General features: G+C 58.9%; 19 protein-coding genes and 2 pseudogenes. 9 read left to right on the top strand and 12 right to left on the bottom strand.

Annotated elements, in window-relative coordinates; translation table 11 throughout:
- Positions 1-18 precede the first annotated feature (18 nt).
- Positions 19-4461: an amino acid adenylation domain-containing protein gene (locus tag QE435_RS03500; RefSeq protein ID WP_349040271.1), complete on the top strand. Its 4443-nt coding sequence runs from the start codon at positions 19-21 to the stop codon at positions 4459-4461.
- A gap of 52 nt (positions 4462-4513) precedes the next feature.
- The gene (locus tag QE435_RS03495; RefSeq protein ID WP_349040270.1) at positions 4514-5863 is read left to right on the top strand and encodes a condensation domain-containing protein; all 1350 of its coding nucleotides are present in this window, start codon (positions 4514-4516) and stop codon (positions 5861-5863) included.
- An 87-nt stretch (positions 5864-5950) separates the two neighbouring features.
- Here the strand turns inward: QE435_RS03495 and QE435_RS03490 are convergent, their stop codons facing one another.
- The 7 genes from QE435_RS03490 to QE435_RS03460 form a co-directional block, all read right to left on the bottom strand.
- The gene (locus QE435_RS03490; protein WP_349040269.1) at positions 5951-8773 is read right to left on the bottom strand and encodes a condensation domain-containing protein; all 2823 of its coding nucleotides are present in this window, start codon (positions 8771-8773) and stop codon (positions 5951-5953) included.
- Positions 8774-8832: 59 nt separating this feature from the next.
- Complete coding sequence (locus QE435_RS03485) at positions 8833-9060, bottom strand: phosphopantetheine-binding protein (protein ID WP_349040268.1); 228 nt, start codon at positions 9058-9060, stop codon at positions 8833-8835.
- 30 nt (positions 9061-9090) lie between these two features.
- Positions 9091-9930, bottom strand: coding sequence for a siderophore-interacting protein (locus QE435_RS03480; RefSeq protein ID WP_349040267.1), 840 nt, complete (start codon positions 9928-9930; stop codon positions 9091-9093).
- A gap of 200 nt (positions 9931-10130) precedes the next feature.
- On the bottom strand, positions 10131-11084 hold the full coding sequence (locus tag QE435_RS03475) for an ABC transporter substrate-binding protein (protein ID WP_349040266.1): 954 nt from the start codon (positions 11082-11084) through the stop codon (positions 10131-10133).
- Positions 11085-11103: 19 nt separating this feature from the next.
- Positions 11104-12168, bottom strand: coding sequence for an iron ABC transporter permease (locus QE435_RS03470; protein WP_349040265.1), 1065 nt, complete (start codon positions 12166-12168; stop codon positions 11104-11106).
- Entirely contained in the window at positions 12165-13178 is a 1014-nt protein-coding gene (locus QE435_RS03465) for an iron ABC transporter permease (protein ID WP_349040264.1), read from the bottom strand. Before QE435_RS03465 ends, QE435_RS03470 begins: the two co-directional genes overlap by 4 nt.
- On the bottom strand, positions 13175-13975 hold the full coding sequence (locus QE435_RS03460) for an ABC transporter ATP-binding protein (RefSeq protein ID WP_349040263.1): 801 nt from the start codon (positions 13973-13975) through the stop codon (positions 13175-13177). The genes QE435_RS03465 and QE435_RS03460 overlap by 4 nt, the downstream gene beginning before the upstream one ends.
- Before the next feature lie 203 nt (positions 13976-14178).
- Between QE435_RS03460 and QE435_RS03455 the strand changes: the two genes are divergently transcribed.
- Positions 14179-15480, top strand: a complete 1302-nt coding sequence (locus QE435_RS03455) for an NtaA/DmoA family FMN-dependent monooxygenase (RefSeq protein ID WP_349040262.1) — start codon at positions 14179-14181, stop codon at positions 15478-15480.
- Between the two features lies 1 nt (position 15481).
- Here QE435_RS03455 and QE435_RS03450 read toward each other — a convergent pair whose 3' ends face one another.
- Positions 15482-16258 carry an IclR family transcriptional regulator gene (locus QE435_RS03450; RefSeq protein WP_349041124.1) on the bottom strand — a complete coding sequence of 259 codons (777 nt, stop codon included), beginning with the start codon at positions 16256-16258 and terminating at the stop codon, positions 15482-15484.
- Positions 16259-16552: 294 nt separating this feature from the next.
- On the opposite strand from QE435_RS03450, the gene QE435_RS03445 reads away from it, so the two are divergent.
- The gene (locus tag QE435_RS03445) at positions 16553-18616 is read left to right on the top strand and encodes a TonB-dependent receptor (protein ID WP_349040261.1); all 2064 of its coding nucleotides are present in this window, start codon (positions 16553-16555) and stop codon (positions 18614-18616) included.
- 34 nt (positions 18617-18650) lie between these two features.
- Here the strand turns inward: QE435_RS03445 and QE435_RS03440 are convergent, their stop codons facing one another.
- Positions 18651-18941, bottom strand: coding sequence for a transposase (locus tag QE435_RS03440; protein ID WP_349041123.1), 291 nt, complete (start codon positions 18939-18941; stop codon positions 18651-18653).
- A gap of 9 nt (positions 18942-18950) precedes the next feature.
- Positions 18951-19032 (bottom strand): annotated as a pseudogene (locus QE435_RS03435) (IS6 family transposase); the annotation flags it as partial.
- A 189-nt stretch (positions 19033-19221) separates the two neighbouring features.
- Here QE435_RS03435 and QE435_RS03430 point away from each other — a divergent pair.
- Positions 19222-19467, top strand: a pseudogene (locus tag QE435_RS03430) (hypothetical protein); the annotation flags it as partial.
- Positions 19468-19486: 19 nt separating this feature from the next.
- Here QE435_RS03430 and QE435_RS03425 read toward each other — a convergent pair.
- Positions 19487-20143, bottom strand: coding sequence for a recombinase family protein (locus QE435_RS03425; RefSeq protein ID WP_349040260.1), 657 nt, complete (start codon positions 20141-20143; stop codon positions 19487-19489).
- Positions 20144-20463: 320 nt separating this feature from the next.
- Positions 20464-21042 carry a recombinase family protein gene (locus tag QE435_RS03420; RefSeq protein ID WP_349041122.1) on the bottom strand — a complete coding sequence of 193 codons (579 nt, stop codon included), beginning with the start codon at positions 21040-21042 and terminating at the stop codon, positions 20464-20466.
- A 431-nt stretch (positions 21043-21473) separates the two neighbouring features.
- On the opposite strand from QE435_RS03420, the gene QE435_RS03415 reads away from it, so the two are divergent.
- The 4 genes from QE435_RS03415 to QE435_RS03400 all read left to right on the top strand — a co-directional run bounded on the left by QE435_RS03415 (position 21474) and on the right by QE435_RS03400 (position 26185).
- Positions 21474-22940 carry an exopolysaccharide biosynthesis polyprenyl glycosylphosphotransferase gene (locus QE435_RS03415; protein ID WP_349040259.1) on the top strand — a complete coding sequence of 489 codons (1467 nt, stop codon included), beginning with the start codon at positions 21474-21476 and terminating at the stop codon, positions 22938-22940.
- Entirely contained in the window at positions 22924-23460 is a 537-nt protein-coding gene (locus QE435_RS03410) for a transcription termination/antitermination NusG family protein (protein ID WP_080670334.1), read from the top strand. The genes QE435_RS03415 and QE435_RS03410 overlap by 17 nt, the downstream gene beginning before the upstream one ends.
- A 111-nt stretch (positions 23461-23571) precedes the next feature.
- Positions 23572-24891: a UDP-glucose/GDP-mannose dehydrogenase family protein gene (locus tag QE435_RS03405; RefSeq protein WP_349041121.1), complete on the top strand. Its 1320-nt coding sequence runs from the start codon at positions 23572-23574 to the stop codon at positions 24889-24891.
- Between the two features lie 91 nt (positions 24892-24982).
- Positions 24983-26185 (top strand): polysaccharide biosynthesis/export family protein, encoded by a 1203-nt coding sequence (locus QE435_RS03400; RefSeq protein ID WP_029658604.1) that lies wholly within the window; start codon positions 24983-24985, stop codon positions 26183-26185.

The following is a 26185-nucleotide window of genomic DNA, read 5'->3' as shown; positions in this document are numbered from 1 at the left end:
CAACCGGTACAAATTCACATGCAAGATTTAACGCCGATGCAAGCGGCCTATTGGGTCGGTCGCGAAGTGGGCGGACCACTCGGAAAAGTTACACCGCATCTTTACCTCGAATTTGAGGGACCGACGCTGGACACGGAAAAACTGGCCGTGGCAGTCGATAGGCTTTGCCAGCGTCACCCCATGCTCAGTCTCAGGATCGATGCGGAGGGACGCCAGTCCACCGATCCCTTTGCCCGCTCGCTTCGCCTCGATGTGGAGGACATGACCGCGCTCGATTCGCAGGCGCTGATGCGCCGGCTCGAAGCAAAGCGTGAGGAATGGGGCCACCGTCGTGCCGATCTTCGCGTGGCGGCGCCAGCGGCAATCTCGCTCAGCCTGTTGCCGGAGGGACGTTGCCGCTTGCATGTCGACACGGATATGCTTGCCATCGATCCCGCCAGTACGCGCATGGTCGTGGAGGACCTCGCCATGTTCTACGAGACGGCGGACGAGGAATTTTCCGGAGAGGCACCTGTGTCCTTCTTCGACTGGGCCGGGCGTCTGGCATCCGATCCTGCTTTAAGGGAGCGACAACACAGGGATCGCCTGTGGTGGCGGCAAAGGCTTATCGGTATGCCCGATGCGCCTCCGCTGCCGTTTCTGCCCGACGATCCGTCGCGCGTAGTCCGTACAGATCGGCTCTCTGCAATGCTTTCAGCCGCCGAACTGCGCAAGCTGGAACAGGCCGCACGGCGGTGCTCGGTGACCACATCGACACTTTTGCTCGGCGTTTTCGCGATCACCTTGTCGCAAGCGACGCGGGCGAACAACTTCCGTCTATCCGTGCCGTCCTTCTGGCGTGAGCCGCTGGTGGAAGGCGTCGACGATATCGTCGGTGAGTTTTCCAACGTGCTGATGCTGAGCGTGGATATCCACCCTGAAGACCGGATCGAAACGCTCCTTTGCCGGCTGTTCGAACGAATGGCTGAACTGCTGGCCCATCAATCCTATCCGGGCGTCAGCGTTATGCGCGATCTTTCCCGTCAGCGCGGCAGCATGCAAAACTCGCCGGTGGTCTTCACCGCCGGGGTCGATCTGCCTGGAGCCGATCTTTTTTCTGAGCGTGTTCGACAGCTCTTCGGTCCGATGATCCACACCGTTTCGCAAGGGCCGGGCGTGGCGCTGGATGCACAGGCGACAGCGGTGGATGGTGGGTTGCTGATCAACTGGGATGTGCGGCTCGATGCGCTGCCGGAACATTGGCTGGCATCGCTCTTCGAAACCTATACGGGCCTTTTGCGTCGGCTGGCAGAGAAGCCGGATCTCGTCTGCGAGAGCGTCCAGCGCTTGCATGGCGCACAGCCGGAAACAGTATCGAATCCAGAAAGTAAACGCATGGAACGCCCTCTCGAACCGCTGCAACAGGCCTATCTGCTCGGTCGTGGCACGCATTTGCCGCTCTCCGGCGTGGCGATGCAGGAGTTCCGTGAATATCGCGGCCGCATCAGTCTTTCCCTCCTGCAAGCTCGTCTCGCCGAGATGGTGGGACGCCATGAAAGCCTGCGAACGCGCATCGATGAGCGGCGTCTGGTGCAGACGGTTCACGATGAAACACAGGTCAATCTCGCTGTGGTCGATCTGTCAGGCCTTGCTCCTGCCGATGCAGAAAAGCGTCTGGACGCGGCGAGGGAGGAATTCTCCCACGCGCATTTCGACCTTTCTTTCTCCCCATGGCAGGTTACGGTTTTTCTCCTGCCGGATAGCGGCGCGAACGCCGATACTATCGTCGTATTCTTGCGTTTCGATGCGCTGATCCTCGACGGTCGCGCCATTGCCAGTCTTGCGGCAGAGCTTTTCGATGGCGTTGTGCCACTCGAAAACCCCGTCGTCGCCGGACCGTCGAAGCAGGATTTGGCGGCGCTGCGTCCGAAAGATGCGGCCTATTGGGCGGAGAAGCTGAAACAGGCCGAGGTGCCATCGCAACTTCCGTGGAAAGCGCCCCTCGAAACCATATCCACCTCCCGCTACAGCCGCCGAGGTTTAACGGTTGAGAAACAGCGTTTTTCTGCATTCTCGCGGATCGGCGCAAAGCAACGGCTGTTCAAGAATTCGGCGCTGATGGCCGTCGTTCTCGATGTGCTTTCGCTCTGGCTTAACGAGGGCGCTCTGGTCGTCGGCGTTCCCGTCGCGCCGCAGGCGGAGGGCGCGTTCGCCAATCGGTCGAGCTTCATCGCCGTCCAATGGGATGCCAGTAAGGGCGAATTTGCGCAGAGCGCATCCGAATTGCAGGTGGATGTGCTGGAAGGGCTGGATCACCTTGCCTTTTCCGGTGTGGATCTCAACCGCGTGTTGCTCAACGCCAATCCCGGAGGGCTTGCCTTGCCCATCGTCATCACCAACGGGCTGAGTTGGCCCGCGCTGTCGCCGCAATCGACCATGCGTTGGACAGATGGGCTGACTCAGACGCCGCAGGTGGCGATGGATGTTCGCTTTTCGCACAACCCCCATGGCGATCTCGTACTCGATATCGATTATGCCGAAGAGGCCATCGATGCCGACATGGTGTCCGACATCCTCGCCGCCATCGATCGCGCTATGGCGCGGATTACGGAAAGCGGTGATTTCTCGTTCAACGCACGGGACGTTGTCGATCTGGCCCATTACCGGTTGAACGGCGACGAAAGGACTGTCGTCTGCCCGCCGTTTTTAGACCGGATCGCCGGACATCTGTTTGATGGAGATCCGGACCGACCGGCGCTCATCAGCGGCAAACGCCATATCTCCTATGGCGAACTCGGCGATATGGTGGCGGGTGCCATGGCCGGCCTGAAAGCACGCAACATCGGCCGTGGCGACGTCGTGGCAATCTGCCTGCCGCGGAGTGTCGAGCATACGGCGATCACGCTGGCCGCTGCGCTGACGGGCGCCATCTGGGTTCCGATCGATGCCGCTTCGCCGGAAGATCGCCTGCGTTACCTGTTGACCAATTGCCGCCCCGCCATCATCATCTCCAGCACTGTGCCGCAGGGTTTCGCAAGCGTCGATCCCGCAGATATTTTGTCCGCTTCCGCGGGTGCCCACACGTCCATGGAGGATATGGCGGCACTGTCGCGCAGCGAGGAGCCGGCCTATTATCTCTATACCTCCGGCACCACGGGCAAACCGAAATGCGTCGTGCTTTCCAATCGAGCGACAGCCAATGTCATCGGCAGCACGCTTGACGAATGGGCGGTGACGGAAAAGGACGTGTTCATCTCGGTTACTCCGCTGCACCATGATATGTCTGTCTTCGATGTGTTCGGCGCGCTGGTCGCAGGCGCGACGCTGGTTCTGCCGGAGCCGGGCGAGGAAAAGGATGCCGTTCGCTGGAACGAACTGGTGGCGGAACATAAGGTGACGCTCTGGTGCTCGGTGCCCGCCATCCTCGAAATGCTGCTCTCCTGCCGCCAGGGCGATCAACTCGCCTCGCTGAGGCTCGTCGCCCAGGGAGGAGATTACATCAAGCCGGTAATCATCGACGAACTACGCCGCATGAATCCCGCGACGCGGCTGGTTTCACTCGGTGGCCCGACGGAGACGACGATCTGGAGCATCTGGCACGAGATTGCCACTGAGGATGTCGCGGCCATACCCTATGGCCATCCGCTGCCGGGCAATCGCTATTTTATCCTGAATGATCGCGGCGATCATTGCCCGGTCGGCGTCGTCGGGCGCATCCATACGGTCGGCGTCAACGTCGCGCTCGGCTATCTGGAAGAGGGCGCCATCACCCAGACCGATTTCGTCACCATCAAGGATGATCGTGGCCATTCCGTCCGCGCCTTCCGCACCGGAGACCGGGGCCGCTATAGGCCAGATGGCAAGATCATGTTTGCCAGCCGGGTGAATGGTTACGTCAAGGTGCGTGGCGTTCGTGTCTCGCTGCCGGACGTGGAGAACGAATTGATCCGCCATCCCGCCATCCAGCGGGTGCTGGTGGTGGATTATGGTGTGGAGCAGAAGGGCGAGGCGGCCATCGGGGTGCTTTATGTCACGGCACCCGGCCTCGAACTCTCCAGCGCGGATCTGCGCAGTTTCGCCCGCAGCCATTTGCCGGAGTCGCATGTGCCGGGCCGGTTCCTCAAGGTCGAAGACCTGCCGCTCTCGGCCAATGGCAAGCCGGATCGCCGCCGCGCCCGTGAGCTGTTGATGACAGCGGGGCTCGGCGCGGAGCCGGTGACGAAGATCGCAGCACCCCGCCCTGCCGCAAATGATCGAGGCGACAGGCGGATACTCGATATCTATCTTGGCGTACTCGGCAAGAACCCGGTGAATGTGGATGCCAATAGCGACCTCATCGCGCTTGGTCTTCTGCCCTCCCATCTCAAAACCGTCTCGGCGGAAATCCGCACGGCCTTCGGCGTGGAGCTGACCGCGCAACAGCTCTTGCGGTGCCGCAATGCCAACCAGGTTGCATCGCTGCTGGCTGCGAAGGCGGCGTAAGCCAAATCCGGTCGGCCAGGCCCGATCACAGAAACAGTGCAAGGAAAGAAAAATGGCGCAAATGAATACCGCCGATGGCTGGCTTCCGCTGACGCAGCCCCAACTCGATTTCTGGGAAGAGTTTTCCTTCCATCCCGACGAGCCGGTCTCCACCGTCGCCCATTACATCGATTTTTCCGGTGCCGTGAACGAAACTGCGCTCATTGCGGCGATCACGCGCACCGTGCGCGAATCCGACGTTCTGTCGATCCGTTTTCGCCTCGGCGAGAATAGCGAGACGCCGCAGCAATGCTGCGATCCCGCTCATGCGCCGCAGGTGATGCTTGTCGATCTTTCCGCCGAGCCCTCACCCTTCGATGAAGCGCTGCGCCGAATGAACGCCGACGTGGAAGCCAGACTCGACCTTCGCGCCGACCGGCTCTCCGCCCAGGTGCTCTACCGCATCGCGGATGATCGCTATCTCTGGTACATCCGCGCCCATCATATCGTTGTGGATGGATATGGCCTGACACTGGTCGAGCAGCGCTGCGGCCAGCTTTACGGGCATTATTGCGGTAACGGCGAGCCGGGGCCGGACTTCCATTCCTTCGCCAGCTTCCTCGCTGAAGAGGAGTCCTACAGAAACAGCCGCCGTTTCGAGAAGGACCGCGATTTCTGGACTGCCTATCTTTCCGCCTCCGCCGATCTACCGGTTCTCGACAAGGATTGCGAGGACTATGGTGGCGGTGGCCTGCATGGGGATGCTGCCCTGCCGGAGGGCTTCAGTGCGCGACTGCAGCAGATGGCCGTCCGGCTGGGGATCGGCTGGCCGGATCTTCTGGTTCTGCTATGTGGCCTTTATCTTCACCGCGTTCTCCCACGCCCGGATCGGGAGGTGTTGACTCTCTGGCTGCCATTCATGAGTCGCTGGGGCAGTGTCGGGGCGCATATGCCCGCCATGCTGGTCAACATTCTGCCTTTCCATCTCGCGATCGCGCCGGGGGAGAGTGTCGGCGCCTTTCTGGCACGTAATGCAGCCGATCTTCGTCGACAGCGCCTGCATGGCCGCTACCGCATCGAACAGATCGCCGCCGACCGGCAAATTCCGAAGGGCCGGCGGTTTTTCTTTTCGCCGCTCATCAATGTGCTGCCGTTCAGCGCGCCGGTCTTTGCCGGGCTCGATGTCACGCGGCATATTCTTGCCAATGGCCCGGGCGACGGCTTCAACCTCACCTTCCGCGGCGAGGATGACGGGAGCGACCTGAACCTTCACATCGATGCTGACTCTGCTTTGACAGAGGCAGACGATTTCGCCCGTTATTGCGAGGAACTGCCACAGTTTATCGACGCCATGCTGCGCGAAGAAGCTATGATCCTTGCCGCGCAGGAAGCGTCCTCGACCGCCCGGCAAGCGGCCCGGTAAAATCGACGCGACGCCAGCTTTGGAGCTTCGCTGATCAACGAAACCCGGCTTCACATGAAAGCCGGGTTTTTCATAATGCCGATCGTTTCAGGTGAGCGTCGTCAGTAGACGGCCGGAGGCACCGGGTTCGGCGAAACGGCTGAAGATGTCGCTGGTAGTGCTGCGCAAGCGTTCTACGTCGTCGGGGCCGTATCGGTCGGAGCGGTAGCTCATCAGCACGCGGATCGACCTTTCGCCGCCGATGGTTTCCTCCATGACCTCGAATTGCAGGCCCAGCATGGATTCGTGCTTGTCGGGATCGATCTGGCGGAACTCCACCGGCTTGCCGTCCGGTGTCATCAGCGTGCCGTTCAGCTTGTTCTTGGCGTGGATCTGAATGAAAACCTCGAAGAGATGGTCACGACCGGGTGTCATGCCCAGCGCCTCCTCAACAAGATCGATGGGGATTTCGCTGTGGTCCAGCGAGGTATTGATGGTGTTCTTCACCGTCGAAATCAGCGCGCCGACCGTCATGTCGTTCTCAAACCGAACACGATGGGCAACGACTGTGGTGAAATAGCCGATCGTATCGAAGTAGCGGCTATCGGTACGGCCCGATGCGGATGTGCCGATGACGAGGTCGTTCAGGCCGCCGAGATGACGAAGCGATGCGGCAATTGCGGCATAGACCACGTTGAACAGCGACGCGCTGTTCTGCTTTGCTATAGCGTACAAGCCGTCGCTGACATGCTTTTCCAGCTTAAGCTCGATCCAGCCGCCCGCTGGCGCTTCGTCATGCGAGGCCTCATCCTGCACACCGCCCTTGCCACCGATGCTGAGGCTCTTAGGAGCATCGCGCAGCATGTCGGTCCAATAGGAAAGATGGTCGGTGTTAAGGCCGGAGGCCACCTGTTTCCTAGCGAACTCATGGAAAGGCTGCGGTTCGGTCGCAAAGGCGGGAGCCCTGCCTGCGGCCCTGGCCTTGTAGGCCTCTGTCAGCTCATCCATCATCAGGTTCACCGACCATTCGTCCAGCACGATATGGTGGAAAAGGAAGGAGAGCACTTGCCTGCCCGTCTGTGGATCCCGCAGGAAGCGCAGCCGCATTGGCAGTTCGTTGGAGAGATCGAAGCGCCAGCCGGCCTCCGCATGCCGATCCACGCCCTCACTCTCCTCGCTGGTCCAGAACCATTTGTAATCCGGCAGATCATGCATCGGCACGATCCTCTGGATAACGGTATCACCCTCAACGCAAAACTGCGTTCGCAAGCCGGGATGGCGCTCGATGATGTCGAGGAAGGCGCATTGGAAGGCGTGCTCATCCACTGGGTCGAGAAAGTCGAGCGCAAAGGGAATGTTGAAGATGTCGCCAAAACCAAAGGCGGCGTAAGCCTTCCATAGCGACATCTGCGCAAGCGACAGCGGTGCGGTCAGTGAACCACTCGCTGTCGGTTCTCCCAGCGCCGGTGCTTTTGCATCGAGGCGTGTTGCCTGTTTGGCAAGCGAAGCGGCGGTCGGGTAGCTGAAGAGATCGTTGAAACGCAGTTCGATGCCGTGATTGGCGAGGAGGCGACCGATGATGCGCGTCGCGATCAGGGAATGGCCGCCGAAATCGAAGAAGTCATCCTCCGGCTGCATATCAGGAGAGGAAAGTGCTTCGCGAAATTCTGCTAGTATGATCGCGGCGGTGTCGTCTTCGCTCCCACCAGCGGCTTGCAAGACTGGCAGTGCCGCCGCATCCCTCTCGCGTTGGGCGAAACCGGCAAAATCCGCTGCGCCTTCGAGTTGGCTGACGAAACGCTCCAGCAGGAAGGCCGTTGCATGTGGCGACATTTCCTTCCCACCCGTCAGTTCGAGGCGGATATCGCCTGCCACTGTCGGGCCAACAGCAAGCGTGAGGCCAAGACCGGATTGCAGCGAGGGCAAATGCAGGGGCTCGAATTGCAATCCGTGCTCCGGTACCGGCTCGCTGGGAGGTGCCAGCGCATGCAATGTCAGAGTAGCGATGGCATCATGATCGTCGCTTCGTCCTTCCAGCCCCGCCAAGACGGCGTTTTCCGCCTGCTCCTGCGACTGGCCGCGAACGATCGATACCCGCGACCCAGCTTCTACCGATAATCCTGCGGCGGCAAAGGGTTGGATACGGAGCGTTACAGTGTTGAGGCCACCATCGGCGGCGAGATAAAGGGCGAAGCGCGCACCCAGACGTGCCAGAAGCGCATTCGGCGTGGTCGGGCTTTCAAGGTCGAGGAGGCTCGCGGGAAGGTCAACGCCATGACTGTGGCTTGTCGGTCTGCCGAGCTTGTTCTGCCGCAGCGCCACCACCGTCGCGCCGGAGGCTGGCGGATGCAGCCAGATCAGCGGAACCGGATCGATGCCGCCGTGCTCGACCTTGCGGCGGGCAAGCGGCTGCAGCGTCTGCCGCGCATAGGCAGCAGTGATGCCGTCCAGCAGAATATGAGGCGAGAGGACTTCGCAAAGCAGGGCGTGAACAAGAACGCCAAGCAGGATGTCGCCTTCGCTCAGAAGCACGACGGCCTGAAACGGCGGATCGATCTCGGCATCGAAAGGCCGCGCCTGGAGATCGTGCAACAGGGTCAGCGCCTCGCCCTTGGACGGAACATGCAGGAGTTGCACGAGAGACGGGGAGTGGGGTTCGATACTCTTGGTCAGGACGCCGTCCTCACCGAAAGTGAAACGGGCCCGCAGTTCAGGCCAGGTCTCGCATAGTATATTGAGAGCTTGCGTCAGGCGCAGCAGATCGCATTCCTCGCCGATGCGATAGGTAAGAAGATGCCGGAAGACCTGATCGGGATCCTGAAACTGCTCGAACCAGACACGTTCCTCATAGGGGCTCGGCGGGGCCGTGTTTTCCGATTCGTGGCCTGCTTCAATGCGGCGTGAGAGCATCCTACTCGAGTCTGCTGCCATGGTCCTCTCCTTGATATTGCGGGTATCGCGCTCCGGCGCGAAGATTGTCGCTCGCGGGCTCAATGCTCCGTGAGCGAGCGTTCGATCAAAGCCTGCCATGCGGCAAGCGTCGGTTGCCGGGCAAGCTCGTCATAATCGAGCCGCCGCCCGGCGATGCGGGATAGTGGTGGGATGAGACGCATCAGCATCAGGGAATGAAGCCCGTGGCCGAACAGATTGTCACCCGGCTTGATGCCGCCAGCCTCATCGCCCAGAACGTTTTCGAGAATGGCCTTGAGCTCTGTCATCGTTCTTGTCGCTCCGCAGCTGAGGCCGCGTCACTCATCGAAATGATCGTGAACGCCGCTGGCGCCCCGGCGCCAGTAACCGGAGGCGCGTGTCCATTTGGGATTTGCGCCGCGCTCATCGATCAGAAGGGTACGCAGTATCTTGGCGATCTTGGATTCACAGGCGACCCAGCTGAAGAAATCACCCTGCGGCAGGTCAAGTCTGCTGAGTGCATCCACCAACGCATCATGATCCGGTCGGTCGCCCGCCGTCTTCGTGACCCAGATGATCGACGCATCCGCCTTGGTAACAAGTTCCTGTCGGTCGGCGTCGCTCTCTACCTCGATCAGCGCCACAACGCGGCTTCCCGCTGGCATTTCCTCAAGCCGCCGCGCGAGCGCGGGAAGGCCGGTATCGTCGGCGATCAGCAGATGCCAGTCGAAGGTAAACGGCACGGTGAAGGAGCCGCGCGGCCCGGCTACCCAGGCCTTGTCGCCCGCCTTGGCAGACCTCGCCCAGTTGCTGGCGGGGCCATCGTGGTGGATGGCGAAGTCGATGGCGAGTTCGCCCTTCTCGGCGTCGAAGCTTCGCGGCGTATAGTCACGTGCCAGCGGGCGCGGTGCGCCTTCAGGAAACTCGATGCCATTTGGGCCGATCACCGGCAGGCTCGGTTCGGTTTCGCCGGGCCGGGCAAAGAACATTTTGACATGGTCGTCAAAGCCGAGGCTGGTGAAGCCTTCCAGTTCCGCTCCTGTCAGGATGATGCGCACCATGGAGGGATTGAGTTTTTCCACCCGCGAGACGGTCAGCGCCCTCAGCTTCACCGTGTGACGATGTCGTTTGGGTGTGCGGTCCGGAACTTCGGGATCGATCGTTTCTAATATGCTCATTTCTATTGTCTTTCCTGGGATGTTGCCGATGGGCTGGCGGTCTCGCAGCCTCGGATCGGCTGGCCAAAGAACCGCTTCCCTTCTGCCTCGTAAGGGCGCTCTCAGGCATCGTTGCATAAGATTGGCCAACCATAACAGGCGGTTCCGGCGCCTGCAATATAACTTTCTTCAAAAACTCAAGTTATAGTTGGGGCGCTGGTTTATCGGCTTTTCGCCCAGCTTTCCACTTCGTCCAGCGTGTGCAGCGCGCTTGGAATGGAAGGCGTGGTCACTTTGGTGGAATCGAGAAAAACAATCCTGCCGTCGCGTGCAGGCTTTACGAAACGCTCCCAGCCGGGAATGATCTTTTCCAATGCAGCACGGGTTCCGGCCTCGCCGCGGATAGGGCTGGTATAGCTGTTCATCACCACCAGCAGATCGGGATTGAGCTTGCCGAAAGCCTCGGGGCTGAGCGGCATCATCAGGGTGGACCCCATGGCGCCTGACGCGGCGGCGGCCTCGATCTTCAGCCGCTTGTAACCGAGATCCTCCAGCGCCTGCACCGCGCCGGACATATCCCCCACCGCATTGATCTGGTCGGTCAGCAGAATGGCCAGATAGGTCTTGTCCTTCGCCTTGTCTCCCAGTGTTTGCTTGACCGCCGCAAGTTTCGTTTCATAGACCTTGCGCCGTCCAGCGAAGACATCGCTTCTGCCGACCAGATCGGCCAGGTCCTTCTCCACGCTGAAGCCATAGGCTTTGCCGGCACTTGCCTTTTGCAGATAGACCGGCGCGACGGTGGACAGCTGCGAGGCCTTGCCGCTGTCCATTTCTGTGGCGACAATCAGGTCCGGTTGCAGCGCCCGCAATTTTTCGAGGTCGATCTGGCCGACGGCGCCGAAGCCTTTCGGTTTCGTGTGGCCTTCACCAAGAACCGTATCGACGAAATCGACGGCGGTGGCGAATGTTCCGTCGCTGTTGCGGCCATAGGCGCCGACTACATGGGCCCCGAGATCCATCAGCGGTACGCCGAGCAGCGGCTCATGCATGACGACGATGCGTTGCGGATTGTCGGGTATGGAAACGCTGCGACCGGCGGCGTCGGTGACGGTGCGCTCGGCGGCAACGGTGGTGCCTGCAGCTAGAAGGGCGGCGATGAGGATTGCTGTTCGCATGGCATTCTCTTTGATGGTTTTAATGGCTGTTGGTTCTGCGCAACGACTGGAGGCGCAGCGTCAGGATGAAAAGCGGCACGCCGATCAGCGTCAGCGCGAGGCCGATCGGCATCGGCGTGTCGGCCAATAGCCCGCGGGACAGCGTATCGGCGGTCACCACCAGGATGCCGCCGGTGAGTGCCGAAAGGAGAAGCTTGGCGCGGCCGACGGCAGGTGAAATGAAGCTGGCAAGGTGCGGGGCGATGACGCCGAGAAAGGTCAGTGGACCCACGGCCGTCACCGAGGAGGCGCTGAGAAGGACGGCGAAGACGATGACGAGCGGGCGCGAATGCTTGACGGTTTCTCCCAGCGCCATGGCCATTTCGTTGCCGAGGTCGAAAACCGCAAGTGCTCGGCCCAGTAGGAAAATGCCGACGAGGCTCATGGCGAAAAGCGGGGCGAAGACGAATATGGTCTGCCAGTTCGCCTGAAACAGCGAACCGGCCATCCAGTCCGCCAATGACAGGGAGGTTTCCGCCGGCGTGTAAAGCAGAAGCACGGAGGATACGGAGGAAAGCGCGGATTCGATGGCAATCCCCATCAGGAGGATGGCAAGCCCGCTTGAACGGTCACGCCCGACGAGCGCGATCAGCAGAAAGGCTACCCCCAGCCCGCCTCCGACCGCCGCAAGCGCAACCATTGTTTTCGGTGCGGCAGGCATCAACACCAGAAGCAGCATGATGGTCGTCATCGAGCCCTGGCTCAAGCCAAAGAGACCTGGATCGGCCAGTGGATTGCGGGCGACGGATTGCAGCATCGCCCCTGCCAGCGCCACGCTCCAGCCGGCCATGAAGCCAAGCAGGATACGCGGCAATCGCACCGTCCATAGCGCATAGGCCTGATCGTCAGCGATCTGCTCTCCCATAAAGCTGCGCAGCAGATCCATAAGCCCCGTGTCCGTATTGCCGAGACTGACGGAGAGGGCCGCAAGCACCAGCGCCAGCAAGAGCAGTGCGAGGCCTGCTTTCAGGTTGCCGATATTGATCTGAAGACCGCTATCCAGTCTCAGCACCGCTTTGCCATCGGTCGCGACATCCCGTTTCATGCGAGACCCCGTGTCGAGGGCGAGAGATAGAAGCGCTTGACGATGACGATGAAGACGAGGCCGCCGAGCAAATCCATGAAGAGCCCGGTATTGACGACATAGGGTGCAAACAGGGTTTGCGCGCCAAGATCGGCCAGCACGCAGAGCCCCGCGCCGACAAGGGCGGAGGCAGGAAGCGCGAGGGTGAAATGAACACCCAGCAGCGGCCGGATCATATGCGGCACGATGAGCCCGACGAAACCGATCGGACCGCAGATCGCAACTGCAGAACCGGACGCAAGCATGGCAGCGAAAAGCGCGATGCGCGATACCAGCGTCACGTTCACTCCGGCGGAGGCGGCTTTTTCCGCGCCTAACAGGACCAGCGTCAGCGGTCGGGCGAGTGCCAACAGGATCACAAGCGCGATTCCCCCGATCCACCAGAAATCGAGCAGGCGCTCGGCATAGACATGGTTGATGTTGCCGCCTACCCAACTCAGGAATTCGGCGCGGCGTGTGGGGTTGGAAAGGAGCAGGGCATTGGTCATGCCGATGAGCAGCATGGAGACAAGTGCACCGGAAAGAATGAGTGACAGTCCCCGCGGGTCGTTTGCCCGTCCGGCAAGCCGCGCAACGAGGAAACAGGCGGCAAAACCGAAACCAGCACCGGCGAGCGCGGCAAGGCCTTGCAGTTCGGCAGAGAGGTCGAAAACCAGGACGCCTGCAATGACGAACAGCGTCGCGCCGGCATTCAGTCCAAGGGTGGAGGGAGAGGCAAGCGGGTTACGCACGACGCCCTGAAGGACGCAGCCGCTGACGGCTGTGGTCGCCCCCACATAGATGGCGATCAGCAGCCGCGGCACATGTTGATAGAGAAGCACCGACTGCTCATAGTTGTCTGCCTCGCCACGCCCAAGCGTCGCCACGATCTCGGCAAACCTCATGCCGCCGGACATCACCACGAGGCTGAGGGCGAGGATGGCGGCCAGCAGCACTGCGGCGGCAAAAATCGGCATCACCTTCGACCTCATGCGGAAATCGCCTGTTCCTGCTGCTCGAGCCGGGGCACGCAGATGAGCCGCCCCTGACGGGAGAAAATATCGGCCTGAAGATCGAAGACATCGGAGACATTGGCGGGCGTGATGGTCGCGGCCACCGGTCCGGACGCCAGAACGCGGCCTGCCTTCAGCATGATGACATCATCGGCGAAGGTGGAGGCAAGATTGAGATCGTGCAGCACGACGATCACGGTCTTGCCGTGCCTGTCTGTCAATTCGCGCACCAGTCCAAGAACGGCGTATTGATATTTCACGTCGAGATGGTTGACCGGCTCGTCCATCAAGATCACATCCGTATCCTGCGCAAGCACCATGGCGATGAAAGCGCGCTGGCGCTGGCCGCCGGAAAGCGTGTTGACCTGCGCACGTGCCTTGTCTTCCAGCCCGACGGTTTTCAGCGCCTCGGCAAACAGAACCCGGTCGCGCTCGGTGGGTCCGCTCGCAAGACCGTAGCGCGCATATCCGGCAAGTTCGATCAGTTCTCCGAGCGTCATATAGTCTGGGCAGTGGCACTCCTGCGGCAGATAGGCGATGCGCCGTGCCAGATGCCGGCGTCCGATCTCGCGGATCGAGCGACCCTCTAGCGTGATTGTACCGGATGACAAAGGCAGGAAACCCATGATGGTTTTCAACAGGGTGGACTTGCCGCAACCATTGGGTCCGACCAACGCGGTAACATGGCCGTTGTGGAAGCGGGCGGAGAGCCCGCGCAGGACGGAAACATGTCCGTAGCTGGCATGAAGGTCCATGGCGTCAAGCACCGGATACAACTCCTGTTACGCATGCGCCCATGCCTCGAGTTTTCGCATGGGTGGTATAACTACCTGAATTTCCTTCACGAACCTGCTGAAACAAAGCGGACTCGATGATGGGGTCTTGATGCGACACTAAACTATAGTAAAACTCTCCACAAATCGAAATTTGCCAAACCAGCACGCAGGCTCTGTCCCGTCTGCGTCAATCGAGGTACATTATGTCAGCCGCAGCCAAGCTCCATGTCGGCATGTCGCTAGCGCCAACATGGCTCAGCGGCGAGGCATGGCGCCGGGCGGATAGTGGAATCGACGGGCTGTTTTCCAGCGATTATTTCGTCGATCTGGCCAAGCGTGCGGAAGCGGCGCATGTGGATTTCGTCTTCCGTCCGGATACGCTGTTCCTGCGCATGGAGGGTCTGGAAAGCGGCGGTGGATTTGCCAGCCTCGATCCCACCCTTCTTCTTGCGGCGATTGCCCGCGAGACCAGCCATGTCGGGCTGTTGTCCACCGTTTCGACCACCTTTCTGCCGCCTTACGTCGTTGCCCGGCAACTCCAGTCGCTAAACTGGCTGAGCGATGGCAGAGCGGGATGGAACATCGTTACCGCCCTAGACGGTCACGAAAATTTCGGCCTCAAGCAGATGCCCTCGCCTCAGGAGCGCTATGAGCGTGCCGCCGAATTCACCGAAGTGGTGAAAGCGCTCTGGGCGAGCTTTCCGCACGAGGCGCTGATGCTCGATCGAGACAGCGGACGTTTCGCCGATCCCGCTCTGGTTCATCCGGTGTCCCATGAGGGCAGGCATTTCAGCGTCAAGGGCCCGCTCAACCTGCCTGCTCATGTCAGCCGCATTCCCTTGGTTCAGGCAGGTGCCTCTCCGGAAGGTCGCGATTTCGCGTCATTGGTTGCCGATGCCGTGTTTGCCTCCACGCCCGATATGCAGGCGGCCATCGAGCTGAGGGCCGATTTGCGCCGACGGGCTCAGGAGCACGGCCGCAACCCGGATGGGGTGAAGCTGATGCCCGGTCTCAGCCTTTATCTTGCCGACACAGCAAGCGAGGCGATGGAGCTTTTCGCCGAGACCCATGCCCGCGCCAACCGCGCGCGCATCTTTACTTCAATCCGGGACATGACGGGCCTTGACCTGTCTGACTGGCCGCTGACACGGGTTCTTAACGCTTCCGACCTGCCGCCACCGCTGGAAGCACCGAGAAGTCGCACGCATGCAAACCTGCTGCGGCGGCTGATAGAGCGCGAAGCGCTGACCGTCCAAGATCTGCTGCGGCGTCCGGAAGTTATGGGGTCGGGTCACTGGCAGATCATCGGTACGGTCGATGACGCCGTTGCAACGATCCGTCACTGGACGCATGCCGGCGCGATAGACGGATTCGTCGCGGTGCCGGGTGGTTCCGTCGCCTCGATGCGGCTGGTGCTGGAACAGTTGTTGCCCGCTCTCGCGGACGTCGGGCTTTTTCGCTCTGCCTATTCCGGCAGTACCTTCGCGGAGCATTTGGCCGAATAGCCTATGCGCCCCCGGATTCGGCGCTCGCCCGTCTGGCCGCTTCGATCAGCAGGGGAAAATGCTGTTCGCTCTCGGCTGTGGCGACGAAGGAAACGATGGTGACGACACAGCAGACCTCGCCCTGTGCATCGAAGACAGGCGCTGCTTTGCCCGTCAGGGCTGAAAACAGGTGTTCGTTAAGTTCCGCGCCGCCTGCTTTGCGAATGGATTGTAGAGCCGCGGCGTCGGGGCGAGTGCCGCGAAAGGCGGCTGGTTGCAGCTTGCGCACGGCGGCCACTCTTTCCGCCGGAAGGTGGGCCTGGAAAACGAGTCCGCAGGCGCTGTTATCCAGCGGCAGAATGTCGCCCAACGCCACGGTGCTGAGCGAGAAGCTGGCGCTGCGTGCCCATCGAACCAAGGTCGGGCCGCGCTCTGTCCAGATTGCCACGCCGCAACTGGCGCCGATCCTGGCGGCAAGCGCGTTCATTTCACGACCCGCAGTCTCGACAGGATTGATCCGCCGGAGTGCGCTGATGCCAATCCCGAGCGCTGCCGGACCAAGATCGTAACAGCCGCTGGCGGGATCCTGCGTCACGAGTTTTTCTCGTACTAGCGTCTGCATGTAACGATGGGCGGTGGAACGTCCGGTGCCTGCGCGTTTGGCCAGCTCGCCAAGCGCAAGCGCTCTATCGGATTGGGCGAGAAGGTTGAGAAACCGCGCCGCGATCGAGACGGATTGGATAAGCGCCGAGCGCTTTTCGCCCTCGTTCTCCGGCAGTTCGTCCGCTTCGTCATCCATGGAGTTCAAAGACCTTTCCTCCCTTGATCGACCATCCCTATCGCATCTCGGCGTAAATCGGAATGGATCTCGCAGCCCTTTCAATGGCTTCTCTGGCGGAACCGTGATGGCTGCGAGAGGCGGTCTCTGAGCGCTGTTGTAAATATGACACATCTGCGTATGGAACTCTGGTTGTCCACCATACGGAACGCATTCCTTATTGCGAAATGCATCACGCTTCCGTTACGTGAAGATGACTTTAATACTCATGTTTTTTAGGGGTTTGTGATGGGGTTCAGCTCTTGCAGTCGTTTGATGAGTGGGGTCAGCGCTCTGACGCTGGCGACGGTGTTTGTGACGCCGGTTTTCGGTCAGGATCAGCGTGCGGAACCGGCGGGAGCGACCGTGTTGAAGCCGATCGTCATAACGGGTGAAAAAGTCTCCCGAGACATGAAAAACACTGCTTCGTCCGTTTCTGTCGTAACCGCCAAAGAGATAGAGAAGGACAAGACCGGCGATCCCACCGTGTCCGAAGCGATCAAGGATATTCCGAACGTCATTTATACGGACAATGTCAGCGCACCGATCATCCGGGGACAGGATACGCAAGGACCGAATACTGGCTCGATCGCCTTCTTCACCGGTACCGTGCCGCGTGCCACCATCAATGTGGATGGCCACTATCTCGGCTATAATGAGTTCATCTACGGTGCGACTTCGATCTGGGATCTGGAAAGCATCGAGGTGTTCCGCGGTCCGCAGACCACCTCTCAAGGGGCAAACGCCATCGCTGGCGCCATCGTGGTCAATACGAAGGATCCGACTTTCACGCCGGAAACTTCCTATCAGGCCGAGATTGGCAATTACCACCAGAAGCGCGCGTCCTTCGCTTCTTCCGGCCCGTTGATTGAGGATCAGCTGGCCGCGCGCATGGCGATCGATTACTCCGGCCGTGATACGTTCATCGACTACATCAATTCCAACTTTGCCCATGAAGGCACCGATCAGGATTTCAAGGAATTCAACGGTCGTTTCAAGCTTCTGTGGGAGCCGCCGGAAGTGCCCGGCCTGTCGACAAAGCTGACCTACTCCTACAACGCCTCCAACCGTCCCGGCCAGGAGGCGGCATCGCGGCCTTTCGAAGACCTCCAGCACGTTACCACAACGATGCCGAACTTCCGCCAGTACACCAATGTCGGCATTCTCGATATCAATTACGATTTCGAAAACGGCGCGAAACTATTCAACCAGACGCAGCTCTCCTCTTCCATCGTCCACCGCAGGGTAGGTCTGCCCAACAGAGGGGATGCCGATATCGACCTGACCAACGCCTCGCATGAAAGCCGGGTGACATTCGGCGATCAGGAGGATGTGCTGAGCGGTGTCGTTGGACTGTTTTACGCGCATACCGAAGCCGAAGAAGTTCTTTATCTCGCAGGAACGTCGCGCTTCAATGATACCAAGGATAATCTTGGCCTCTTCAGCGAACTCAGCTATCGCTTGACCGATCAATGGACCCTGACGGGCGGCCTCCGCTATCAGCGCGACCAGATCGAGCGTTCGGGTTATAGAGCGCTTGCCACCGGCAACAGCTCTGTCAATTACGACGAAACCTTTTCGGACATCTTGCCGAAAGCGTCGCTGGCCTATGCCATCAATGACGACTGGACCGTGGGCGGCCTGATCAGCCGCGGCTATAATCCCGGCGGTGTCGCATTCGATCTGACGACAAGCAAGTGGCGGACCTTCGACAAGGAGACGCTTTGGAACTACGAGCTATTTACGCGTGCCAATCTCTTGGACGATACGCTCACAGTGAACGGTAACCTGTTCTACACGGATATGAAGAACGCGCAGTTCAATGTTCCGGTTGTTGTTTCATCCGGCCTGAGCGAATCCTACACGGTCAATGCGCAAGAGGCTCACGCCTATGGTCTGGAGCTTGGCGCAGACTATAAGGTTCTCGACAATCTGACGCTAAAGGCCAGTGCGGGTCTCTTAAAGACGAAGATCGACGAGATTTCCAGTAACACGCAGTATGCCGGAAAGGAATTCGCCAAGTCGCCGGGTTACAGCTTCACCATCGGCGCCAGCTGGGATGTGACGGATAAGTTTACCGTCTCAGGCCAGGTTCGCCATGTTGACGGTTATTATTCCGATACGGACAACAAGGCCCTTTATGCCATCGATCCCTATACGATCGCGGATGTGCGGGCGAGCTACAAGCTTCGGGACGAACTCGAGGTCTACGGTTACGTCAAGAACATCTTCGATGAGCGCGCCCCAACGCTACTGAAGGAAAATCGTGGCATTGGCGGCATCGAGGCCAGCATGACCGAACCGCGCATGTTCGGCGTCGGTGTGCGGGGCACGTTCTGAGCGCTTGGGGCACGGGCCCATGAACCGATGCAATTCATATCCTCGTCGCGACGAGCTTGAGGGCGGCGAGGTAATTATCCCCGCGCTGGTCGTATCGCGTCGTGAGGCTGCACATGTGCTTGATGCGGTCGAAGAACCGTTCCACGAGATTGCGCTGGCGGGATCCTCCGGTTGACGCTGATTGTTTGCCTTCGATTGGACTTTCAGAGATATTCGCCCAGCATTCTCGTCGCTTGGCAAAGTTGAGAATTGCGTCGGTGTCATATGTTCTGTCAGCAAGGATCGTTTCGCCTGGCTGGAGTTTGCTCGGCAGCTTTTCGGCCATAGGTGTATTGGCAGCTTGGCCAGCGGCGACTTTGCACTCGGCCCTCCAGCATGACACCGTCCTGATCGACCGCGCGCCAGAGCCAGTGCTTTGCGGCTGATCGAAACGACGGCTTCTTAGGTTGCCATTTGACACCAGCCGACCGGCTGAGCGGTGACGGATCTCGCTGGCAAAGGGTGGGCCCAATTTCTTCGCTCACAAACGGCCTGTCTGGTGCGAGACAGTTAATCCTCGTGCCGCTAGCGCATTCAAAAGTTGAATATAATATTAAATACATCGAATGCGAGTATTCAGCAAACTCGGCGGGAAAATGTCGTGGAGGTGGAGGGGAACGCGGTTTGTCGTGCCCCTTCATCACCTAACATGCTCCGAGTTCCATTCACTTTACGATGCCACTTGCGGTGAAAAAAAAGGCGCGGCCCTTCCTGGCCGCCGCCGCTGCCAGACCGTCAGCGGCACCTTCACCGGAGCGGACAAGCACGCGGGCAGCAAATTTGCCATCGCGAAAACATCCCACGAGTCCACGCTGGTTCCCTGGCACCCGGTCATCGATCGGCGGCTCGGACGGAAGGTGTCCGGTATCGTTCCAGGGTGTCTTGATCTTCCTGGTGCGAGGTCGAAGGCGGGATATTGGGCTTTGAGCCAAGATAGGCTTGTTTCATGTAGCGCTGGAGCGTGCGGATCGATACGCCGGACTGTCCGGCAACCTCTCGCATACCACGGCCCTCAAAATGCAAAGCATAACAGGCATCGCGAACGCCATCCTCATCCATGGCCTTTGGTCGTCCTATGACGCTTCCCCTTGCCCTTGCTTCCGCCAAGCCCGCCCGCGTTCTCTCCGCTATGACTGCACGCTCGAATTCCGCAAGTGCGGCCATCATATGGAACATTAAGCGACCGCCCGGTGAGGTAGTGTCAATGTTCTCCATCACTGAACGGAAGTGGACTTGTCGCTTTCCAAGTTGATCAATCAGTTGCACAAGTCCGGATAATGAGCGGCCGAGGCGATCCAGACGCCAGACCACAAGCGTCCCGCCTGGCGTTAGACTTTCAAGAGCGGCTTCCAACCCCTCTCGAGCAAAACTGTAGCCTGATCGACCCTGATCTTCGTAGATGCGATTGCACCCGGCGCCTCGAAGCGCGCTAAGTTGGAGATCAAGTCTTTGTTCCTCCGTCGAAACGCGCGCATACCCTATTATCATAAGTTATTTGTCCGTCACCATATGTAGCTAGAGGGCAAAGGCTCCCTCTGCTCGCCCACTGCAACAGCATGGTTGCCCTATCCACCCTCCCTTTCATCATTGCTGTAAGAAGCGTGGACAGGTATCTGGATACCGTTGCGGTGGCCACAATTGCGTAAGGGCATTAATATTGTTTGGAGCTTTGCGTTAAAAATTTAATATTTATTGTTATCACTTGGCAGTTGTAAATGTTCTATTACGAAACAATCGCAGGCGGCGGAAATTCGTTGTTGCTGTGTAGCGAGAACCATTGTTGCGCCCTGCTACACAGCAATGAACTGTCACAACTCCGCAAGTGAGCTGACTGTCAGCTTACCCAGGTGCCGGCTAAGCGTTCGTCGGCAGACATTCAACTCCTTTGCAACCTGTGAAGGGCGCCGTTTCAGCCGTTCGATTGCGTGCTGAGCTCCAAGCACCTGATCCATTGTCAATGCTCTCGGGCGGCCAAGCCGTGCACCCCTGACCTTTGCGGCCGCCATGCCGGCCCGTGTCCGTTCGCTGATAAGCGAGCGCTCGAACTCGGCAAGGGCTGCCATCATATGAAACATCAGCTTGCCGCCTGAAGAGGCGGTGTCGATATTTTCGCTGAGCGACCGGAAATGGACGTGACGTTTTCCGAGTTGCTCCAAAAGTCCGACCAACCCGACGAGTGAGCGTCCAAGCCGATCGAGCCGCCAGACCACAAGCATATCACCTGGCAAAAGCGCGCTTAAGGCTGCTTCCAGGCCAGCGCGTTCGAAATCGGAACCGGATTGCCCGTGATCGGTAAAGACCCGGTCACATCCTATCCTTTCCAGAGCTTGTACTTGAAGGTCGATCTTCTGCTCTCCTGTCGATACACGCGCATATCCCACGATCATTTTGATACTCACTTTCCGGCTCAGGACGGACGATGCGGCGCGAGCGGAAGTTTTATTGTCCTGAAAGCCCTTTTTTACACAGCTGATCCGAACGGCCGGGCCCTTGACAAAAAGGGTCCTTTCTGTCGCCCCCCGGCGACGGATTAACGCACGTCAAAATTCTTCAATGATTTCAGTTCGTGGGTTCCGAAGAATCGTTAAATAGTAGATGCGACGCCATATGGTCAGAATCGACCAATTTTGTCGGGTGTCTCTACTGGGGCAAGCGCTGCGGACACTGGCGCCACGCCTCAATTGCTGGATTTCTCCGTCCCGAGTCTGCCTTGGTGCACTGATGTGTTGGGGGCGCGTCTTGTGCCGAGCTCCCGCGCGGGAGTGGTTTCGGGTCAGCGCTTCATTCTGCCGCCTTCCGGTTTTGGGGGCAGGCATTGATGCGCGGCAACCTGGATATATCGGACATCAATCTCGCTGCGGAAACGGCAAGTGAAGCCTCGGCGTCCGGTTCCTTTCCGGTCGTTACGTGGCGCATCACACGGAATGCTCTGTCGAATGTCTTGATGCTATCCCACGGCATTGCGATTGTGGGGTGCGGTGGACTTACGGATTTGCTTCTGTGGCGAGAGCCGCCGTTTCGCCCTGATTTTAGCGAAGTCTCGATCGCCTCTGTGGTGTTTTACGTTCTCGTTTCTGTGGTCATCGGGAACTATTCAGCAGAGTCGGGTGCGAAGGTTTCCGTTGGCTATTTGAAGTCAGCGATAGCATGGCTCGGTGCCGTTCTCCTCCTTGCTCTGGTGAGTTTGGCGGTTAAGAGCAGCGGTCAATACTCTCAAGTTGGTTCGACCTTTTTTGCTCTAGCAGGCCTGGTTGCAATTACGGCTGTCAATGGGCTCGCGTCACGGTTCATAGCGGTGCGCCTTAAAAAGCGCTCCATCGCGTTTGCTCGGGTCCATATGGTGACCTTACAGGCGCACCCGACCCAGTTCGACGTTGTCTGGGTGCCTCCGCCTGGGATCGAAGTCATCGAGAGACATTTCATTCCTGTATCGTCTCCTGAATTCCCGGAGCAATGCCGTGACGTTCGGGCCCTCCTTCAGCGGTCGGTGGCGAAAGGGTGCTGCGATCAGATCCTGCTTGCAGCGTCGTGGCAGGACGCCAGCGGGATCTCAGCCCTTCTGCGGGAAATCGGGCCGTTGCCAGCGCCGGTCGTTCTCCTGGCAGATCCAGCGTTTGTTGGACTGAGTCAGCATCGTCGCATCACCTTAGGGGATGATGTCGGCTTCGAGCTGCAGTCTGCCCCATTGGGATTGAGTGCGCGGTGGGCCAAGCGTGCGTTAGACGTTGTCGCTGCGGCTGCGTTGATCGTTCTTCTTAGCCCGGTGATGCTTCTGGCTATTTTGGCCATATGGCTCGAAACAGGTTCCCCGATCCTCTTTCGCCAGGACAGACGCGGTTTCGGCGGGGTGCCATTCAAAATCCTGAAATTCCGAAGCATGACTGTTACCGAAAATGGCGCCGATATTCCGCAGGCGCAGCGCCAAGACCCACGCATCACACGTGTTGGGCACTTTCTGCGACGCACAAGCATCGATGAGTTACCGCAGCTGTTCAACGTCCTGAACGGCGAGATGTCGCTCGTCGGACCAAGGCCGCATGCGATGGCTCACGACGACTACTACGACCGTTTCATCGAGCACTATGCGTTCCGTCATCATGTGAAACCAGGAATCACCGGCTGGGCTCAGGTGAATGGCCTGCGAGGCGCAACAGAGACGTCCGAACTCATGCGGTCTCGTATCGAACATGACCTCTGGTACATCAACCATTGGTCGATCTGGCTAGACGCGAAGATTATTTTCCTCACCGCTTTAAAGGTCTTCCGCGATGACAACGCCTATTGATGTCAATGTGCGGCCGGCCGCCGGAAGAGGCTGGTACGTATTTCGCTCTGTGGCACGCGGGGAGGGGTTGGCTGAGGCCAATCTCACTAAGCAGGGTTTCGTTCATTTCCTGCCAAAGGTCATAGTCACGAAGCGGCATGCCCGTCGGTATATTACCCAAAAGGAATGGTTGTTCCCGCGGTATGGGTTCCTTCTGATGGATCTGTCCCGTGACAGATGGCGAAGTGTCAACGGGACTTACGGTGTCGATCAGTTGGTCATGGGGCTTGATGGTCCTCAACGCGTTCCAACCAGGGTGATCGAAAACCTGCAAGCAGCGACAGGTCCAGACGGTCTGTTCTCTCCCGATGCTGAATTGCTCCCTGGCGTGACAGTGCGAGTGAGGCAGGGCCCCTTAACGGGAACGCTGGGGGTTTTGCAAAACCTGGATGGTCGGGGGCGTGTCGAACTTCTCCTTGATCTCATGAATAGCCAGGTGCGGACCACGGTTGCCCGCGAGTGGATTGAAATCAAAGCATAGGGTCCCGCAGTTGTGGGATTTGTTTGGGAAATAACCCGGTTGGAGCATGGCTTCACCCGGATGGCGGTAGCGTGGAAACCGCCGGAATATCATTCCGAAGGAAGAGAAACGTTGAAGATAGTGGTAATTGGTGCGGGCTATGTCGGTTTGGTCTCCGGGGTCTGTTTCGCCGACTTTGGCCATGACGTTGTTTGTGTGGAAAGTGATGTGTCCAAGATTGAAGCTCTCCTGGCCGGAAGAGTTCCAATCTACGAGCCCGGTCTTGAGGAACTCGTTGCCAATAACAGGCGTGCTGGGCGGCTTTCATTCAGCAATAATCTCTCCGATGCTCTGGACGGTGCAGATGCGGTGTTTATCGCAGTAGGCACACCATCGCGCCACGGTGATGGGCATGCGGATCTCTCCTATGTCTACGGGGCGGCCAGGGACATAGCTCGATCCGTAAAGCGGTTCACAGTCGTGGTAACGAAATCGACAGTTCCCGTAGGTACCGGTGACGAGGTCGAGCGCATCATTCGCTCGGAAAACCCGGCCGCCGATGTTATCGTCGCATCCAATCCAGAATTTTTACGTGAAGGTGCGGCAATCACCGATTTCAAGCGGCCTGATCGCATTGTGGTCGGGACGCAAGACGAGCGGGCCCAAGCCGTCCTTACGGAAATCTACCGGCCTCTCTTCCTCAATAAGTCTCCGATAATATTCACGGACAGACGGACCGCAGAACTGATCAAATATGCCTCCAACGCATTTTTGGCCATGAAGATCACTTTCATCAACGAGATCGCCGATCTCTGCGAGCGGGTCGGCGCGAATGTACAGCACGTGGCGCGGGGGATAGGCGCTGATGGGCGTATAGGTTCAAAGTTCCTTCATGCTGGCGCTGGTTACGGTGGGTCCTGCTTTCCGAAGGACACGCTGGCACTGGTGAAGACAGCGCAGGACCATGGTAGCCCCGTTCGCCTGATCGAGACGACCGTCACCGTCAACGATGAACGTAAACGGGCGATGGCGAGCAAGATCATTCTGGCCTGTGACGGTGACGTCCGGGGTAAAACCATTGCAATTCTTGGGTTAACCTTCAAGCCAAACACTGATGACATGCGCGAGGCGCCGTCTCTGTCGATTATCAAGGCACTTGAAGAGGCGGGTGCCACGGTACGCGCTTATGATCCCGAGGGTGTCAAGTCAGCGCGCGCAATGCTGCCCAACGTGGTGTTTTGCGACAATGCCTATGAGGCTGCGGAAGGTGCCTGCGGAATTTCACTGGTGACTGAATGGGATCAGTTTCGAGCACTCGACTGGTCGCGGCTTCGCCTGCTGATGTCCGAGCCGGTCTTCATTGATTTGCGCAATGTTTACACGCCGGAAGAAGTCACCAGACACGGCTTTTCATACCATTCCATCGGGCGACCGGTCTCTCCGGGCAATTGACCCTTTCTCATCCAGCTCTGCGACCCACCTCAACGGCACGGACCCTCCCCGGCTTGCCGCTCCCGGGCAACTTAATGATAGGAGCTTTCGCATGAAGCGAAGACAGTTTTGTTATTCGGTCTTATCGCTCGTTGGCGTTTCGAGTTGCTCGTCGCTTCCAGGCAGCGGCCCGGGCGCGCGTGACGTCGCGTCCAAAGCCACGGCATCCTTAAGGGAAACTGCTACGAGCGCGTTCAAATACGTATCGGTTGACCTTACTCAACAGGTTCTTGCTGTTTTGGGAGATCCTGGTCCGGGCTCTTTTTTGCGAAGTTTTGGCAAGGGACGGAGTGGCCCGCCAGAACTGATGGTCGGCGTCGGAGATACCGTGTCCATCACCATATTTGAATCGCAGTCGGGTGGATTGTTTGTTCCCAATGACGCGGGTTCTCGGCCCGGCAACTATGTGACACTTCCTTCGCAAACCGTAGATCAAAAAGGCTATATTTCCATCCCTTATGCTGGGGCGGTTCTTGCAAAAGGTCGCACGCTGGGTGTGATCCAGGCAGATATCGTCAAGAGGCTGTCGTCACGGGCCATCGAGCCTCAAGTGGTTATCTCCGTTACGAGTCAAGCCTCTAACGAGGTAACCGTGATCGGTCAGGTTGGGTCGCCCGGCAAGCTCAATATCAATTCCGGCGGAGATCGCGTGCTCGATATTCTGTCGCGCGCCGGGGGTATTACCAATGCAGGGTATGAGACGTTTGTGACTCTGCAACGGCGCGGCACTAAGGCAACGATCTATTTCTTGAACTTGGTGGATGACTCGAAAGAAAATATCTATGTAGCGCCAGACGACACGCTCTATGTCTATCAGGAGCAACGGTCATTTACCGCCTTCGGGGCTTCGGGTAACAGCGGACAGTTCAAGTTCGAGCAGGAGCATGTATTGCTCTCGGATGCCGTGGGCAAGGCCGGGGGACTTCTCGATTCTCAAGCCGATCCCGGCCAAGTGCTGCTGTATCGACTGGAGCATCGCGCAAACCTCGAAAAGATGAAGGTGAATCTCTCGGCATTTGCTCCAGACGTTCTGGAGGTGCCGACAATCTATCGCGCCAATTTCCGCGATCCCTCTTCATTCTTCGTGGCCAAGAAATTCTTCGTACATGATCGTGACGTGCTTTACGTCACAAACGCCGACCAGGTCGAATTGTTCAAGTTCCTCACACTCATCACCGGCATTGTCGGCGCGGCAGCCTCGACGGCCGCAGACGCCGCTACAACCAGAAATGCGGGCCGGTATCTCAGCCAATGA

Origin of the sequence: Agrobacterium sp. SORGH_AS 787 (assembly GCF_030819035.1) — a bacterium.
Taxonomy (GTDB): Bacteria; Pseudomonadota; Alphaproteobacteria; order Rhizobiales; family Rhizobiaceae; genus Agrobacterium; species Agrobacterium larrymoorei_B.
Note: the sequence above shows the minus strand (reverse complement) of the source record. Positions and strands in the feature narration are given on the sequence as shown.